17 protein-coding genes are annotated in these 15,679 nt (G+C 71.8%); 8 read left to right on the forward strand and 9 right to left on the reverse strand.

Annotation, left to right across the window (positions count from 1 at the left end; translation table 11 throughout):
- Positions 1 to 52: 52 nt before the first annotated feature.
- The gene (gene mshD / locus AC4D2E_RS01625) at positions 53 to 1,024 is read right to left on the reverse strand and encodes a mycothiol synthase (RefSeq protein WP_490951481.1); all 972 of its coding nucleotides are present in this window, start codon (positions 1,022 to 1,024) and stop codon (positions 53 to 55) included.
- A gap of 197 nt (positions 1,025 to 1,221) precedes the next feature.
- Positions 1,222 to 1,929 carry a winged helix-turn-helix transcriptional regulator gene (locus AC4D2E_RS01630; protein ID WP_104166433.1) on the reverse strand — a complete coding sequence of 236 codons (708 nt, stop codon included), beginning with the start codon at positions 1,927 to 1,929 and terminating at the stop codon, positions 1,222 to 1,224.
- 182 nt (positions 1,930 to 2,111) lie between these two features.
- Here AC4D2E_RS01630 and AC4D2E_RS01635 point away from each other — a divergent pair, with 182 nt between their 5' ends.
- The 4 genes from AC4D2E_RS01635 to AC4D2E_RS01650 all read left to right on the forward strand — a co-directional run bounded on the left by AC4D2E_RS01635 (position 2,112) and on the right by AC4D2E_RS01650 (position 5,269).
- Positions 2,112 to 2,864 carry a hypothetical protein gene (locus AC4D2E_RS01635; protein ID WP_490951482.1) on the forward strand — a complete coding sequence of 251 codons (753 nt, stop codon included), beginning with the start codon at positions 2,112 to 2,114 and terminating at the stop codon, positions 2,862 to 2,864.
- A gap of 236 nt (positions 2,865 to 3,100) precedes the next feature.
- Positions 3,101 to 3,700 carry a heme-binding beta-barrel domain-containing protein gene (locus AC4D2E_RS01640; RefSeq protein WP_104166431.1) on the forward strand — a complete coding sequence of 200 codons (600 nt, stop codon included), beginning with the start codon at positions 3,101 to 3,103 and terminating at the stop codon, positions 3,698 to 3,700.
- Positions 3,701 to 3,767: 67 nt separating this feature from the next.
- On the forward strand, positions 3,768 to 4,859 hold the full coding sequence (gene ygfZ, locus AC4D2E_RS01645) for a CAF17-like 4Fe-4S cluster assembly/insertion protein YgfZ (protein WP_490951483.1): 1,092 nt from the start codon (positions 3,768 to 3,770) through the stop codon (positions 4,857 to 4,859).
- On the forward strand, positions 4,856 to 5,269 hold the full coding sequence (locus tag AC4D2E_RS01650) for an ankyrin repeat domain-containing protein (RefSeq protein ID WP_490951484.1): 414 nt from the start codon (positions 4,856 to 4,858) through the stop codon (positions 5,267 to 5,269). The genes ygfZ and AC4D2E_RS01650 overlap by 4 nt, the downstream gene beginning before the upstream one ends.
- Positions 5,270 to 5,338: 69 nt before the next feature.
- Here AC4D2E_RS01650 and AC4D2E_RS01655 read toward each other — a convergent pair whose 3' ends face one another.
- The 3 genes from AC4D2E_RS01655 to AC4D2E_RS01665 form a co-directional block, all read right to left on the reverse strand.
- Positions 5,339 to 5,710 carry a DoxX family protein gene (locus AC4D2E_RS01655; RefSeq protein WP_104166425.1) on the reverse strand — a complete coding sequence of 124 codons (372 nt, stop codon included), beginning with the start codon at positions 5,708 to 5,710 and terminating at the stop codon, positions 5,339 to 5,341.
- A 120-nt stretch (positions 5,711 to 5,830) separates the two neighbouring features.
- Entirely contained in the window at positions 5,831 to 6,544 is a 714-nt protein-coding gene (locus AC4D2E_RS01660) for a GNAT family N-acetyltransferase (RefSeq protein ID WP_490951485.1), read from the reverse strand.
- 3 nt (positions 6,545 to 6,547) lie between these two features.
- Positions 6,548 to 7,573, reverse strand: coding sequence for a 6-phosphofructokinase (locus tag AC4D2E_RS01665; RefSeq protein ID WP_104166421.1), 1,026 nt, complete (start codon positions 7,571 to 7,573; stop codon positions 6,548 to 6,550).
- Between the two features lie 219 nt (positions 7,574 to 7,792).
- Here AC4D2E_RS01665 and AC4D2E_RS01670 point away from each other — a divergent pair, with 219 nt between their 5' ends.
- Together AC4D2E_RS01670 and AC4D2E_RS01675 are read left to right on the forward strand one after the other, a co-directional pair.
- Positions 7,793 to 8,659, forward strand: a complete 867-nt coding sequence (locus AC4D2E_RS01670; RefSeq protein ID WP_490951486.1) for a UbiA family prenyltransferase — start codon at positions 7,793 to 7,795, stop codon at positions 8,657 to 8,659.
- Positions 8,656 to 10,083 carry a phytoene desaturase family protein gene (locus tag AC4D2E_RS01675; RefSeq protein ID WP_490951487.1) on the forward strand — a complete coding sequence of 476 codons (1,428 nt, stop codon included), beginning with the start codon at positions 8,656 to 8,658 and terminating at the stop codon, positions 10,081 to 10,083. Before AC4D2E_RS01670 ends, AC4D2E_RS01675 begins: the two co-directional genes overlap by 4 nt.
- A 74-nt stretch (positions 10,084 to 10,157) precedes the next feature.
- Here AC4D2E_RS01675 and AC4D2E_RS01680 read toward each other — a convergent pair whose 3' ends face one another.
- The 4 genes from AC4D2E_RS01680 to AC4D2E_RS01695 form a co-directional block, all read right to left on the reverse strand.
- The gene (locus AC4D2E_RS01680; protein ID WP_490951488.1) at positions 10,158 to 10,970 is read right to left on the reverse strand and encodes a carotenoid biosynthesis protein; all 813 of its coding nucleotides are present in this window, start codon (positions 10,968 to 10,970) and stop codon (positions 10,158 to 10,160) included.
- A 77-nt stretch (positions 10,971 to 11,047) separates the two neighbouring features.
- Complete coding sequence (locus AC4D2E_RS01685) at positions 11,048 to 11,290, reverse strand: PspC domain-containing protein (protein ID WP_104166413.1); 243 nt, start codon at positions 11,288 to 11,290, stop codon at positions 11,048 to 11,050.
- Between the two features lie 57 nt (positions 11,291 to 11,347).
- Complete coding sequence (locus AC4D2E_RS01690) at positions 11,348 to 11,605, reverse strand: hypothetical protein (protein WP_490951489.1); 258 nt, start codon at positions 11,603 to 11,605, stop codon at positions 11,348 to 11,350.
- The gene (locus AC4D2E_RS01695; RefSeq protein WP_490951490.1) at positions 11,602 to 13,347 is read right to left on the reverse strand and encodes a PspC domain-containing protein; all 1,746 of its coding nucleotides are present in this window, start codon (positions 13,345 to 13,347) and stop codon (positions 11,602 to 11,604) included. Before AC4D2E_RS01695 ends, AC4D2E_RS01690 begins: the two co-directional genes overlap by 4 nt.
- A 125-nt stretch (positions 13,348 to 13,472) precedes the next feature.
- Here AC4D2E_RS01695 and AC4D2E_RS01700 point away from each other — a divergent pair, with 125 nt between their 5' ends.
- Complete coding sequence (locus AC4D2E_RS01700; protein ID WP_104166411.1) at positions 13,473 to 14,858, forward strand: ATP-binding protein; 1,386 nt, start codon at positions 13,473 to 13,475, stop codon at positions 14,856 to 14,858.
- Positions 14,859 to 14,969: 111 nt separating this feature from the next.
- Positions 14,970 to 15,644, forward strand: coding sequence for a LuxR C-terminal-related transcriptional regulator (locus AC4D2E_RS01705; protein WP_490951491.1), 675 nt, complete (start codon positions 14,970 to 14,972; stop codon positions 15,642 to 15,644).
- Positions 15,645 to 15,679 lie beyond the last annotated feature (35 nt).

The raw sequence follows: 15,679 nt of genomic DNA on the forward strand, positions 1-15,679 counted from the left end.
CATGGTGGCGGGAACCCCGCACCGACAGGCCGGGGGACACCTCGATTCAACCTTACAAGGTGGGGTGCGCCGCCTTGGCCGCGTACATGACGTCGACGTCCCATCGCGTGAACCCGAGCGCGCGGTAGAGCGCCACGGCGGCCGTGTTGTCGGCGTCGACGTACAGCATGATCGCCTGCAGGCCCCGGGCGTGGAGGTGCTCGATGCCGGCGATCGTCAGGGCCTTGCCGAGGCCCATGCCCTGCGACTCCGGCGTCACGCCGACCACGTACACCTCGCCCATCGCCGGGTGGGCCCCCACCGCGGGGTGGACCTTGGTCCAGTGGAAGCCGAGGAGGGCGCCGTCGCTCTCGCGGACGGCGAGCAGGAAGCCGTCGGCGTCGAACCAGTCCTCGTCCATCCGCGCGTCGAGATCCCTGCGCGTCGTAGCGCCCTGTTCGGGGTGGTGTGCGAAGGCCGCCGCGTTGGCCGCGAGCCAGGCCTCCTCGTCCTGCCCGCGGACGAACGAGCGCAGCACGACGCCGTCGGGCAGCTGGAGGGCGGGGACCGATTCCGTGACGGCCGCACGGGTCAGGCGCATCCTCCACAGTTCCCGCACCGGGGCGTAGCCGAACCGTGCTGCAAGGTCCGATGCCGCGGAATGGTTGCCGTGGGACCAGCCGCGGAGCCCGGCGATCCCCTCGGCGAGGACCGCCTCGATCAGGGCCGTCCCGGCACCCTCCCCGCGGCAGTCGGGCCCGACGACGAGCTCGAGCACGGCGCCGTCCCCGGAACCGTGCGTGACGACGGCGACCCCGGCGAGCTCGCTGTCCGGCGCCTCGGAGGTGCGGGCCGTGAGGACGAGCAGGCGGTCACCGGCGTCGGGGGCTCGAAGGGTGAGGAGGGTCTGCTCGGACAGTGGCGGGTTGCCGTCGGCCTCGGCGGCGGACGCCGCGAGGCGCCGTACCTCGTCGACGACGTCCGTGGGCGGGGCTCCGGCGATCCTGCTGACGGACCAGGTGGGGGCATGCTGCGCGGCGGTCATGCGCCCAGCCTAGTCCCGCCCATCCCACGGTTTGGTGGTCGCGCGGCTGGTGCGGTAGTGTCGGGAACTGCTCGAGGGGGATGCGCCAGTGGGGCGCCCGCGATACGTTCGACCCGTATGTCCTCCACTCCTACCGGCTCAGCCGGGAACACCGAAAGCCCCTTCCACCCGCGGATGGAAGGGGCTTTCGCGTGGGATCAGGCGTCCTGGTTGACCGAACTGCGGTCCTCGGGCAGGCGGGTCAGCGTGAAGCGGTACCCGACGTTCCGGACCGTGCCGATGAGCTGCTCGTGGTCCGAGCCGAGTTTCGCCCGCAGTCGCCGCACGTGGACGTCGACGGTGCGGGTGCCCCCGTAGTAGTCGTAGCCCCACACCTCGTGCAGGAGCTGGTCGCGGGTGAACACACGCCCGGGGTGCTGGGCCAGGTACTTGAGGAGCTCGAACTCCTTGTACGTCAGGTTCAGGGGCTCGCCGCCCACCCGTGCCGTGTAGCTGGCCTCGTCGATCACCACGCCGGACGCATGGATCTCGGTGCTCGCCTGCTCGCCAGCCGCCGTCGAACGTGCGATCACCAGCCGCAGCCGCGCCTCCACCTCCGCGGGGCCCGCCGAGTCCAGGACGACGTCGTCCGCCAGCCAGTTCGCGGCGACCGCCGCCATGCCTCCCTCCGTGAGCACGAGCAGGAGGGGCGCGCTGAGGCCGGTGGCCTTCAGGAGCTGGGTGAGGGACCGGGCGCCCACGAGGTCCTTGCGCGCGTCGACGAGGACGACGTCGCAGGGTTCCGTCTCGAGGAGCGCCGTGGGTTCCGCCGCGAGGATGTGCACCTTGTGATTGAGCAGTTCCAGGGCCGGCAGGATGTCCACGGACGAGCCGGTGGAATTGGTGAGCATCAGGATGTGCGGCATGTGTCCTCCACGGGTCGGGAATGCGCATCATCGGGCAACGGCGCCATCCCCCCGGACGGGGAGGAGTGTGCGGTCGAAATTTGGTCAAGTATAGCCTCCGCCCTGTGATGCACCACACGCACGGCGGCCACCGGCGGCGCAGCTTTTCCGCCCACCAGCGCGGGTAGGGCAGTATTGCTCGGGTGAAGAGGACGAGTGTGGCCGCAGCGGCCGGAGCCGCGGCCGTCGCGACCGGAGCGGTCGTCGCGTCCTCCTACATCTCGGCGACGGCGGTCGCTGTGGCCGTCGGCGCCCTCTGCGTCCTGACCGCCATCGGGTGGCCCTCCATCCTCCGCGTACCGGCCAAGAAGAGCCTGGCGGCCGCGATCGGACTCGCCGCACTGCTCGCCGTGGTCCTCGCCGCCACCGTGTCCGGACCGTTCTTCATGGCCTGGTTCCCGATCTCCGTGGCCCTCGGCGTCGGCGCGGTCTTCATGATCCAGCTCCTGCGCGGGACCGGTCAGAGCCTCCGGCTGGAATCGACCCTCGGGGCGAGCTCCGGCGTCGTGGCCGTGAGCATGGGCTCGGGCTGGGTCGCCACGGACCGCCTGGCCGTCAACGCCGCTGATTCCGGCATGACGCTCGTGACCGGCGTCAGCATGCTCATCGCGATCGCCGTGTGCCTGCTGCCCCTGCCGGACCGCCTCGTCGCACCCGCAGCCGTCGTCCTCGCTGCGCTCGCCGGCCCGCTCGGAGCGCTGCTCTTCACCGATGTGCCGGCCCTCGCCGCCGCGGTCGTCGGGCTCGCCTGCGGTGCCGTGATCGCAGGCACCCGGCGGCTGCTCGTCGCCCGGGAGGCGCCGATCGACCTGATCGCGGCCATCGCGGCCGGCGTCACCCCCGTGCTCGCGATCGGCGCCGTCGTGTACTTCCTCGACACGCTGTTCCTCGCCTGAGCCGGGCCGCCGATCCCGGCCGGGGTCCGGCTCGCCCGGGCCGGACGAGCGACCTCTGCGCACGTTCCTCCGCTGTCCGGACCGGGCGTTAGGATGGGAGCATGTCCATCCTCGCCCTTGAAATCTTCTTCATCTCGCTGCTGGTCGTCGCCGGTCTCGGCATGGCCGGTTTCGCGGCCCTCGTCATCACGCGCCTGTACAAGGGCCAGAAGTAGCCGACTGACCCCGGAGGCCCTATGTCGATCGACCTGCCCACCGACCTGACACCCGAGCTCGTCCCACTGTCGTGGCTCCTCGGAACCTGGGAGGGGACGGGGATGCTCGGCGAAGGTACCGCCGACTCGGAGCGTTTCTCGCAGCGTGTCGTGTTCTCGCAGAACGGTCTGCCGTACCTGCAGTACAGCGCCGAATCCTGGCTCATCGACGAGCAGGGCGCGCAGTTGCGCCCGCTCTCGGTCGAGACCGGTTTCTGGGCGCTCGACCGCAAGCTGAACGACTCCGACGTCGGCCCCGGCCTCAACCCCGCGGACATCGTCCCGGCCCTCAAGACGGCCGACGAGGTGGAGCAGTTCCGCAACGACTCCGGGGGTTTCGACATCACGGCCACCGTGGTGCACCCCGGCGGTATCGCCGAGCTCTACTACGGGAGCATCAAGGGCCCGCAGATCCAGCTCAGTACCGACCTCGTGATGCGCGGCCAGCACTCCAAGGAGTACGCCGCCGCCACCCGACTGTTCGGCCTGGTGGACGGCAACCTGTACTGGCGCTGGGACGTCGCGGCCCAGGGCAACTCCCTCGAGGCCCACGCGTCCGCGATCCTCAGGAAGATCTCCTGAACCGTCCGTAGGCCGCCCGTCGGCGACATCCCGGAATAGTCCCGCCTGGAAGGCGTTGTGATATCACATGACCCCACGAAGCCCCCTGCTGAGCCGACCCGGTGCCGTCGACGGCGGCGGAGCCGACGCCGGTGTGGCATCCCACTACGGCGACCCGTTCCGTGAGCAGCGGCTCCTGGCCGTAGGGGAGGCCGTCGTCGACCTGTCGCAGCGCGGCGTCGTCACCGTCTCCGGACCCGACCGCCTGAGCTGGCTCAACACGCTCTCCTCCCAGCTGCTCCTCGATCTCCGGCCCGGCCGAAGCTCCGAGACGCTCCTCCTCACCGTGCAGGGCCGGATCGAGTACGCGGCCCACGTCGTCGACGACGGCGCCACCACCTGGCTCATCACCGAGGGAGGCGAGGCGGCGCCACTGGCCGCCTGGCTGGGACGCATGAAGTTCATGCTCCGCGTCGAGGTCGCCGACGCCACGGAGGCCTGGGCCGTGCTCGGATCGACGACGACCCTGCCCGCACCGGGCGGGAACGCCGTCGTGTGGGAGGACCCCTGGCCCACCGTCGTTCCCGGCGGATACTCCTACGCGGTCGTCGACGAGCACGAGCACCCGGGACGCGAGCGGCCCTGGTTCGAGTACCTCGTGCCGCGCGCAGACCTGGACGCAGCGGTATCCGCCACGGGACGCGCACTGGCCGGCTCGCTGGCCGCCGAGGCCCTGCGGATCGCGGCCTGGCGTCCCCGGCCCGGTTTCGAGACCGACGAGAAGACCATTCCCCACGAGCTCGACCTCATGCGCACCGCCGTCCACCTCGCGAAGGGCTGCTACAAGGGCCAGGAGACGATCGCCCGCGTGCACAACCTCGGGCACCCGCCGCGCCGGCTCACCTTCCTGCACCTCGACGGGAGCCAGCACACCCTCCCCGCGCCCGGAAGCCCGGTCCTCAGCGAGGGCCGCACGGTGGGCAGGGTGACGTCGGTCGCCCACCACTACGAGATGGGCCCGATCGCCCTCGCCGTGCTCAAGCGGTCCGTGGACGCGTCCGCGGTTCTGCTCGTGCAGGACGGGGACGAGGCCTACGCCGCCGGCCAGGAAGTCATCGTGGCGACGGATGCCGGGCAGGTCGTCGGGCGCGCCTCGGGATTCCTGAAGGCCCCGCGATGAGCGCCGACGCCGGTCAGGGCCCCACGGACGACGCCGGTGCGGCCGCGGCGATCGCCCTCGCACACGTCCTGTTCGACGCCGCGCGGGCCGGTGACACCGCCACACTGGTGCGGTACCTCGACGCCGGGGTGCCCTTCACCCTGACGAACACCGCGGGCGACAGCCTGCTGATGCTCGCCGCGTACAACGGTCATCCCGCGATCGTGCGCTATCTGCTGGCCCGCGGAGCGGAAGCGGACCAGGTCAACGACCGGGGGCAGACACCCCTCGCGGGTGCCGTCTTCAAGGGGCACGACGACGTCGTACGGCTGCTCGTCGAGGCGGGAGCGGACGCCGACGCCGGGACGCCGTCGGCCCGGGCCGCAGCCGAGATGTTCGGTAGGACGGAGCTCCTGGGGCTGCTCGGCTGACGGCCAGCGCCGGGTTCGCGACAGGGCTGTGATCTTCCCTGCAGGACCGCCCGCTGCAGGGCCGATCGCTTACTGGAGGGCCCACGCGGTGGAGCGTCCCCAGGCCACGAACAAGGCGAGTAGCAGAGCCACGATGTTGATGGTGAACCCCTTCTCGCCACGCGAAAGGTGAAACGCGATCGACAGCGCCATGATCAACGCCAGCCCCAGTGCTGCTGCCGGGACCAGGAAAGTGGCCACCCGGAAGATGCCCGGGAGGATCAACCCCAAAGCACCGAGGATCTCGAAGACACCAGCGGTGCGCGCGTAGCCTGGCTTGTCCTTCGCCCAGGTCAGACCCTGGGACACGATCTTGTCGATGGGTTGGAAGGTCTTCGTGACACCGGCAGCCAGAAAGAAGACTGCAAGGGTGCCGGACGCGATCCAAAGGGCAATGTTCATGACCTCTCCTCCTGGAGCCCCGACAGGACAAGCATGCTCTCGTCGGGGTGCTTTGGCTATGGACTCGCCAGAAGGAAGTGCCCGGGTCCGACTGCCGGCTTCTCCCCGGGGCGGAGGCGCTCAGGCGCCCAGGAGGACCGAGGTCTGCGTCCCCGCGAAGGCGAAGCCGGCCCGTCGGGCGGTCCGCTGGGACGCCGTGTTGTCCGTCCGCGCGCGCCACTGCGGCACGAGCCCGGCGGCCATCGCCTCCTCGACCGCGACCGCGGCAACCCGCCCGGCATAACCCCTGCGTCGTTCCTCGGGCGGGGTGATGACGGCGATGTGCGCCAGGATGCCCTGCCAGATGTCGTAACCGGCGCCGGACAGGGGAGTGGGCGCCGAGTCGGCGTCGCCCTCGTCGATGAGCACGAACGGGTGCTCCACCGCTGCGAGGCCCGCTTCGGCGACGTCGTCCGGCGGGCACCGGCGCTCGAGCTCGCGGACGAGCGAGGCCTCGCCGGACACGACGGCAGGGAGGCCCTCGAACCGCGGCAGGTCGTCACAGAAATACAGCTGGGCCTCGCCGAGACCGCGTCCGCCATGCTCCCTGCTGAGCGTGAGCAGCGTCGAGTGGCTGCGCAGCTCCGTCCCGGACATGGTGCGTCCCGCGTCCACGGCCCAGCCCGGTCCCTTGAGCACCTCGCGGCCGAAGAGGGTCACGAAGGTCAGCACCGAGGCGCCGTCGTCCACCGCGTACAGGCGGTCGGAGCCGCCGGCGAGGGCGCCGTCGTCGAGTCCGAGCAGCCGCGACCAGGCGAGCTGGATGATCGAGACCGTGCCGGGATCGAGGTCCACGGGTCAGCCGAACAGGATGGAGGCTTCGTCGTAGCGGTGCTGCGGGACCCGCTTGAGGTTGCCGAGCGCCGCCTCGAAGCCCACGTGGGCGATCTCCGTGCCGTTGAGCGCCACCATGGTGCCCCAGAGTTCGTCCCTCACGGAGTCGACGGCGGCCATGCCGAGGCGTGTGGCGAGCACGCGGTCGAACGACGTCGGGACGCCGCCGCGCTGGATGTGGCCGAGGATCGTGGCGCGGGTCTCGATGCCGGTGCGTGCCTCGAGCTCGGGCGCGAGCTGGTCCGCGATCCCGCCGAGCCGCGGACGGCCGAAGGTGTCGAGGCCGCGCTCCGAGTGCGCCTGCTCCATGTGCGAGGGGACGAAGCCCTCGGCGACGACGACGAGGGGCGCGCGCCCGCGGGCGTTGGCCGTGGACACCCACTCGGCGATCTGCTCCACACTGGTCTGGTGCTCGGGGATGAGGATGGCGTGGGCGCCGGAGGCCATGCCGGCGTGCAGGGCGATCCACCCGACGTGCCGGCCCATGACTTCGGCGATCATGCAGCGGCTGTGGGACTCGCCCGTGGTGCGCAGGCGGTCGATGGCCTCGGTGGCGATCTGCACCGCGGTGTCGAAGCCGAAGGTGTAGTCGGTGGCGTCGAGGTCGTTGTCGACGGTCTTGGGGACGCCGACGATCTTCACGCCCAGGTCCGTGAGCCGCTTCGCCGCCGCCAGCGTGCCCTCGCCGCCGATCGCGATCATCGCGTCGATGCCGAGGCGCTCCATGTTCGCCTTGACGACGTCCGCTCCGCCGTTGCCCTCGAAGGGGTTGGTGCGGGAAGTCCCGAGGATCGTGCCGCCCTGCTTGGAGATGCCGCGCACCGCATGCCGGGGGAGGTCGACGATGTTGCCCTCGACGACGCCGCGCCAGCCGTCCCGGAATCCGACGAACTCCTGGTCGTGGACCTTGATGCCCTTGAGGACAGCGCCGCGGATGACCGCGTTGAGTCCGGGGCAGTCGCCGCCGCTGGTGAGGATTCCGATCTTCATATGGCGTGGGGTTCCTTCGAGGAGGGTGTGATGGTGCATCAGGAGCACGCCGTCGGGCCCGCCTATGATTCTAGACACATACGGCCCACCCCCTTCACAGAGGGCGCACGTCCGGCACCCGGCACCGGGCACATCGGCGACCACGTAGGCTGGGAGCATCCAGCGCACGAGGGCCCGAGCCCCCGGGTGCGCGCCGCCCGTCCGAGGAGGACACCAGCAGTGCCCCAGGCAGGTTTTGCGCCAGCGGCGCTGCGCATGGTCCACATCTCGCGGCCGGTCCTCTGGATCAACACGCTCGGCACGGGCGTCGTCGGCATGTGGCTCACCGGGACCTTCTGGCAGTGGGAGGCCCTCGCCCTCCTGGTCTGGCTGACCCTGCCGTTCAACCTGCTCATCTACGGCGTGAACGACATCTTCGACCAGGACACCGACGCCCTGAATCCGCGGAAGGGATCGCTCGAGGGGGCCAGGATCAGGGCCTCGGAGGTCCGCTCCATCTGGATCGCCGTGCTCGTCACGAACCTGCCGTTCCTCGCATGGTTCACGGCCACCTTCCCCCCGGCGGCCCTCGCCTGGATCGCCCTGTACGCCCTCGTCTTCGTCTTCTACTCCGCGCCGCCGCTGCGCTTCAAGGCCCGGCCGTACCTCGACTCCCTCAGCAACGCGGCCTACGCGTTCCCGCTCGTCTTCGTCCCCTACGCCCTCGGTGACACGCCGGTCTGGGCCGCCGCCCTCGGCCTGATGGCCTGGAGTGCGGCGAAGCACACCTACGACGCCGTCCAGGACATCGACGAGGACCGGGGAGTGGGCATCACGACGACGGCCGTGCGGCTCGGGCCCCGCGGCGTCGTCGCCTGGAGCGGCGCCTGGTGGGCGGTGTCGACGGCGTGCTTCGCCGTGGTCAACATCCCGGTCGCCGTCGTGAACACCGTGATCGCGGGCTGGCTGCTGCTGGGCCTCTACCGGGATCCCCGCCCGGAGACCGGGCATCGGCTGTACCGGTACTCGATCGCCTTCCCCTACGTGGCCGGGACCGTCGCCGGCGTCCAGCTCGTCGTCGCCCTGACGCTGGGCCTCTACCGATGAGCCGGGTCGTCGTCGTGGGAGGCGGTATCGGTGGCCTGACGGCCGCCGCCCTCCTCGGACGCGCCGGCCACGGCGTGACCCTGCTGGAGGCGTCGGACCACGTGGGCGGCAAGAGCCGCCGCGTCGAGGTCTCGGGGCAGCGCATGGACACGGGGCCGTCGCTCGTCACCTTTCCCAGCGTGTGGCAGGAACTCCTGCGCCTCCTCGACGCCGTCGCCCCCGCCGACGCGACGCCGGCCGCGGACATCGCCTGCCTCCGCCTCGAACGGCTTCCGGAGGTCGGGACCTACTACTACCGCGGCGAGGCGTGCGCCCTGCCGGTACCGGAGGGTCATCCGTGGCACCCGGCCTGGACCCGCTTCGCGGCGGAGCACGGCGTCCTCGGGGAGGACGTGTCGCGCCTCCTCACCACGGGCCCGCTCGAGAAGTCCTCCTACCCCACGCTGGCCAAGCTCGGTGGACTGTACGGGCGGAGGCTCACCACGCGGAGCTATCTCGACAGCCTGCCGTGGCTGCCCGAGGGGCTCCGCGAGGTCATCGCGATCCACACGCTCAATGCGGGCGTCAGCCCTACCCGGACGCCCGCCCTCTACGCCAGCATGCCCGCCATCATGGCCCAGGACGGCGTCTGGATCCCCGAGGGCGGCGTCTACGAACTCGTGCTGGCGCTCCGGCGCATCGCCGAGGACGCCGGCGTGGAGATCCGCACGGGCGAGCCCGCGCAGCGCATCGGACGACGGCGGGTCACCACGACCGCGGGCAACTACCCGGCCGACGCCGTCGTCAGCGGTCTCGACGCGCACCGCCTCGCGGGGCTGCTGGCCGGACGTGCCCCGCGGCTGCCGCGGAAGCTCACCTGCTCCGCCATCGGGATCTACGCCGTCCTGGCACGGCCGCTCCCCGAGGGGACGGCCCGGCACGGCGTGGTCATGCCGGACGATCCGGCGGCGCTCTACGCAAGCCTCGAGGCCGGGGAGGAACCCGACCAGACCATGGCCTTCGCGAACTACTATCCCGCGCACGGCGTCTACCCCAACGGCTCGGCGACGCTCGCACTGCTGCTCACGGCGCCGGCCAACGGCCGGAGATACTCGCTCGAGGACCCGTTCGTGCGCCGTGAGCTCGACCGGACGACGCGCGTCCTCGGGTTGCCCGAACCGATCGAGAACTACTTCGGCAGCCACGAGATCCTCGACCCGGGCTACTTCGGCGAGCGCGGTTCGGCGGGCGGGGCGCTCTACGGGGCCGTGCGGCCCGCGTGGATGAGCGGCCCGTTCCACCTTCCGCCCTACTCGGATCCGCTGCGCCCATGGCTGTGGCGCGTGGGCGCCTCCGTCCACCCCGGTGGCGGGCTGCCGGCGGTCCTCGGCGGCGCGATGATGTCCACGCAGAAACTGCTGGCACGCCTGGGCTCCACCGCCTGACGGCCGGCCGGCCCGGACTGCCCGGGTGCCGGACCGCGGGACGGCCGGGGTCCGTTCGTGTGGGGTGGAGTGGCTCAGACCTGCCGTGCGGCGTCGACCGTCGCCCCGCCCGCCGCCGACGCGGACGGTGGCGCGGTGCGCGTGAGCTGCACCCGCCGACGCGCCACGAGGACGATCAGGGCGACGGCGAGCACTGCCGGGAACACGAGTCCCGAGAAGACGCAGACGCCGAGCCACAGGAACATGGAGACGAGCAGGCTGTCGAGCAGGCCCGGCCGGAGCGGGACATCGGTCAGGCGTCGCCCGCCGATCCAGGTCACGAGGGCGGAAGCGACCAGCCCGGAGATGAGCCATCCGCCGTAGTTCGAGAGCGGGACCCCGTAGTAGGGCCCGCCACCCGGCCAGATCCAGAAGCCGAGCGACACCGCCCCGGGATCGAGGACGCCGTCGATGACCACGAGCAGCAGCCCGCCGAGCAGGATCCTCCGCAGGGCGCTCCCGCCGCCCGAGACGACGGCCACCGCCCCGATGACCAGCGGCACGTAGGAGAGGGGCAGCAGGTACGGGACGAGGCCGAGGATCGTGGGCCCCAGCGGTTCACCGTAGTAGAACTCTCCGTAGGGCAGATGTGTGGCGACGCCGAAGCCCTCGATCAGGTAGCCGAAGACGGACACGGCCGCGAGGGCGGCGGCACCCCGCGCGGCACCGAGCTGCTGCACGAGCGCGATGAACGCCGGCAGGGCGATCAGCAGGTTGAAGCCGTAGGACGCGTAGCTCGCGCCCTCGACGTCCGGGAACCGCACCACGAAGTAGCCGGAGACGAACAAAAAGGCACAGGACGCGATGAGCAGGCGGGGGAAGCGGCGGGCAGCAGGAGTCTTCGGCACGTCATCCATCCTTGCAGGTCACGCAGACGGAAGGGGCACCCGCCGTGCGGCGGGTGCCCCTTGCTGCACGCCCGGTCCTAGCCTCCGGCGAGGAGCCGCTCGAGGGCGATGGTGCCTTCCGTCGTGGGGAGCAGGAGCCAGAGGACGAGGTAGAGCGGGAGGCCGATGAAGGGGAGCAGGAAGCTCAGCAGGATCCCGATGCGGACGTAGGTCACGCGCCAGCCGTACTGCAGTGCGATGCCCGCGGCGATGCCGCCCAGGAGGCCCCCGGGAGCGCGTTTGATGGGTGAGGAGCGGAGCATGCGGTAGAAGGACTGCATGGTGTGCCTTTCGGTTCTCGGGTGGGTGGGGTCGTGGGAATCAGTATCCAACTGCAGTCAGTATCCGGACAGGGGGTCGTCGTGCGGGTCCTCCCGGCCGTCCCCGGTCGGCCTGGATCGCAGGGACAGGATGCCGCCCGCGACGAGCGCCAGCCCGACGCCCACGAGCAGGCCCAGTGCCACGATCACGGGGTCGATGGACAGCTCCACGACCTGGCTGACGAGGAGGAGGGAGGCCACGGCGAGGATCACCGACCCCCAGACGATGGTCAGGAGGCGTGGGTGGTGTTTCGTTCCGTTCGGTGCGGTGCTCATGGTGTGTCTCCGGTCGGGGTGGGACTGATGGTCGAAGAGGTGTCGCCGGAGCCGGGAGCGGTGACGATGCTGACGTCGCTCATCGCGCCGCGCACGTCGAGGACGATCGCCGATCCGGTGGCGTCGGGGTTCAGCGTGCCGTTCCGCACCTGCAGGACACCGCCGTCGCTCCGGGGCTCCGCGGACGAGCCGTCCGGCCCCTCCAGGGTCCCGCGGGTCCCGGAGCTGCCCAGCGCCATCCGTGTGCGGACCTCGATCGGGACGTCGTCGGGCACCACCACGGTGACGGCGCTGGCGAGCGAGTTGACCGGCACCACGACGTCGCGGGACAGCGGCGGCAGGCTGGTGAGATCGATGGTGCTCTGCGAGGCCAGGACGCTGTAGCCGCCGGAGGCGGCCTGCAGCGACATCGGGGTGGCCCTCCGCTCCTCGGCGACGATCCATGCGCCGCCCACGATCGTGAAGGACGCGATGAGTGCGCCGATGACGGCGAGCGCCGCCGCGAATCCGGCGAATCCGGAGGTGCGCCCCCATGCTCCGAGCCCGATGACACCGAGGGCGAGGACGATCGAAGCCGCAGCGAGGGCGACGACGACCGGATTGGCGAGATCCAGCGTTCCGACGTAGTCGAGGGCGAGGAGCGTTGCCCCGACGACGACGGCCCCGCCGACCAGCAGTGCCGTGACGGGCCCGGGAGCCCGCGGCGGCCGGTACTTCGTGACCGGCGGCCGGCCGGTGGCGGGGGCCATGTAGGCCCCCGGATACGTGGACCCCGACCAGGACGACCCTGGCTCGTAGGGCAACGGCTGGGTCTGCTGCGCCCACGGCTCCGTCGCCGAGTAGGCGCGGGGCTGGTACGGCAGGGGTACGGTGCGGTGCCCGGCGTCGGCCGCGGCGTCATCGTCGGCAGGATCGTCGGTGCTCCCGTCCGCGCCGTCATCCGCGCCGTCATCCGCGGCGCCGTCGGCTCCTCCGTCCCGTTCCGTGTCGGAGCCGACGGGGAAGCCGGAGCCGACCGGACCGCTGGAGGAGTCGTCATCGGGCGAGCCCCCGCCGGGACCTGCTGCCGGTCCTGCCGCGGGTGCTTCACCGTCCGGACCCGACGGCGGCACGGGGCCGGGACGCCCCGGGTCACCCCGGTCCGGTACCGGACCCGACGGCGGCACGGGGCCCGGCGGCACGGGGCCGGGCGGCACGGGGCCGCTGCCCGACCCGCCGGGGGTCGACGGGCCACCGGGGATGTCCCGGCGGGCCTGTCCGCCGGTGGAGCGGTTGATGATCCAGTACACGAAGAGGACGACGGCGCCGATCCAGAACAGGGTCCACAGCAGGCCGCCCGCACCGCCGCCGTCGAGGTAGGGCAGATTCGGGCGCCAGAGGCCGATCGCCACGAGCGCGGCGGCCCCGGTCAGTCCCGAGGTCCAGGAGCCCCGGCCGGCCTGCTCCACGTGGATGCGCCCGTCCGGTTCCGGCAGCAGCGCCCAGGCGAGCCCGTACAGCAGCACACCGATACCGCCGAAGACCGCGAGGATCACGATCAGTCCGCGGACGAGGGCGATGTCCAGGCCGGTGCGCCGGGCCACGCCGCTGGCTACTCCACCGACCCAGCGGTCCGGGGTCCGGGTGATGTCGAGTCCCCGCAACCAGCGGAAGAACGACGACGACGCGGGAGGTCCCGCGGGGTGCGATGCGGCCGGTTCTTGGTGCCAGGACGGCCCGCCTGGCGGTGGTGCTGAGGTCATGTCCCCCATCCTTCCGCCCACGCCGTGGCGCGCACATCGGGGCCTACCCTGATTGAACCCTGAGAGCCCCCTGAATCTGCTCCGGGACCGTCCCCGAGCGGCCCTCGGCGTGCTTTGATGAGGACATGAGACCCCCGCTGCTGCGCACCTCCGACGGCATCATCGCCGGCGTGTGCGCGGGCCTCGCGGCTCATCTGGGCGTCCCCCGGTCCTGGGTCCGGGTCGGCATGGCGGTCCTGACCCTCGCCTCCGGCGCTGGAGTCTTCCTGTACGCCTGGCTCTGGATCTTCGTTCCGACGGCGTCGGACCGGGCCGCTGCGGCGGGACACAGGAGGGGTCCTGCGGCCTTCATGCACGACGTCGGCGCGACGGGCCCCCAGGACGACCTCGGTGGTCGGACGGGCCGGCCGGCCGCCTCCCTCGCCGTGCTGCCCGGCACGGGACAGACCGGCTCCGGCGCACCTCCCGCAGGCTCGGCTCCTGCAGGGGCGCGGCCCGACGGCGCCGATCCCTTCGCCGCCGACTCCTGGAGCGACCGCACGGAGCGTGCCGGGCACCGGGAGATCCTGTTCGGCACCGCACTGCTGGTCGCTGCGGCCGTCCTCGTGGTGCAGCTGCTGGGCGTCGCGGTCGACTGGGGCTTCCTCGTCCCCATCGCGGTCGTCGCGACGGGCGCAGCCCTCGCCTGGTCCCAGCTCGACGACGTGCGCCGGGCACGGGTGATGAACCGGGCCGGCGCCGAGCGGGCGGGCGGCGCCCTGCGCCTGTTCGCCGGCATGGTGCTCGTCATCGCGGGGGTCCTCGTTGCACTCTCCAGCAGCGGTTCATGGACCCTGACCATGGCGACCCTCGTCGCCGTCCTAGCCGTCCTCGCGGGCGTGGGGCTGGTCCTCGCCCCCTGGGGCCTCAAGTTCTGGCGGGACCTGGAGAGCGAGCAGGCAGCCCGTGTGCGGGAGACGGAACGCGCGGAGATCGCCGCGCACCTCCACGACTCGGTACTGCAGACCCTGGCCCTCATCCAGAATCGGGCGGACTCGGAGACGGATGTGCTGCGCCTGGCCCGGGCCCAGGAACGCGAGCTGCGCCAGTGGCTGTTCGCCGACGCCGGGCGGGACCCCGTCAGCCTCGCCGAACGGCTCCGGAGCATGGCCGGGGAGATCGAGGACCTCTACGGGCACCCGGTCACCGTCGTCGCCGTGGGCGACGCCCCTCTCGGGCAGGCCGAGGACGCCCTCGCGCAGGCAGCCCGTGAAGCAATGCTCAACGCGGCGAAGCACGCCGGTGTCGCCGTGTCGGTGTACCTCGAGGCCGGACCGGAGACCATGGAGGTCTTCGTGCGCGACCGCGGCCCGGGCTTCGACCCGGCGGCGGTCCCGGCCGACCGCCTGGGCATCCGGGAGTCGATCCACAGCAGGATGCAGCGTCACGGTGGAACGGCGGAACTCCGCAGCGATGCGGACGGCACCGAGGTGCGGCTCCGCCTGCCCCGGGCCACCGGCGTCCCCGCATGAGGCCGCGGCCCCGCCCCGGGGCGATCGGGGCGCTCGGCGACCGAGGCGCCGGGACGATCGGCAGCCGTGCACGGCGACAGGACGGACGGCCGACGGCCGGAAGGGAGACACATGGGCAGCATGGATGAACCGGGACCGGCTCCGGGAACCGTCTCCGTGGTCATCGTCGACGACCACGGGATCTTCCGAGCAGGGCTCCGTGGGGCGCTCGGCCCCGTGATCCGGGTCCTCGGCGAAGCGGCGACGGTCAAGGAGGCGGAGACCGTGATCGATGCCGTGCGGCCCGACGTCGTCCTCCTCGACGTGCACCTGCCGGGCGGGCGGGGCGGCGGCGGCGCGGAGGTCATCCACCGGTGCTCCCGGCTCGGCGTCCCGTCCCGCTTCCTGGCGCTGAGCGTGTCCGACTCGGCCGAGGACGTCGTCGCCGTCATCCGCGCGGGGGCCCGCGGCTACGTCACGAAGACCATCTCCGGGCCGGAGATCACCGATGCCGTGCAGCGCATCGCCTCGGGGGACGCCGTCTTCTCGCCGCGGCTCGCCGGATTCGTCCTCGATGCGTTCGGGACGGCGTCGGTCGCCGTCGACGACGAGCTCGATCGCCTGTCCGCACGCGAACTGGAGGTCATGAGGCTGATCGCCCGCGGCTACAGCTACAAGGAGACGGCGAAGGAGCTGTTCATCTCCGTCAAGACCGTCGAGACCCATGTGTCGGCGGTCCTCCGGAAGCTGCAGCTCTCCTCCCGCCACGAGCTCACGCGCTGGGCCACGGAGCGCCGGCTGCTCTGATCAGCCGCCGGACGTGGCCGGGCGCCCTGGCCGTC

It is taken from the genome of Arthrobacter sp. TJ-265, assembly GCF_058269135.1.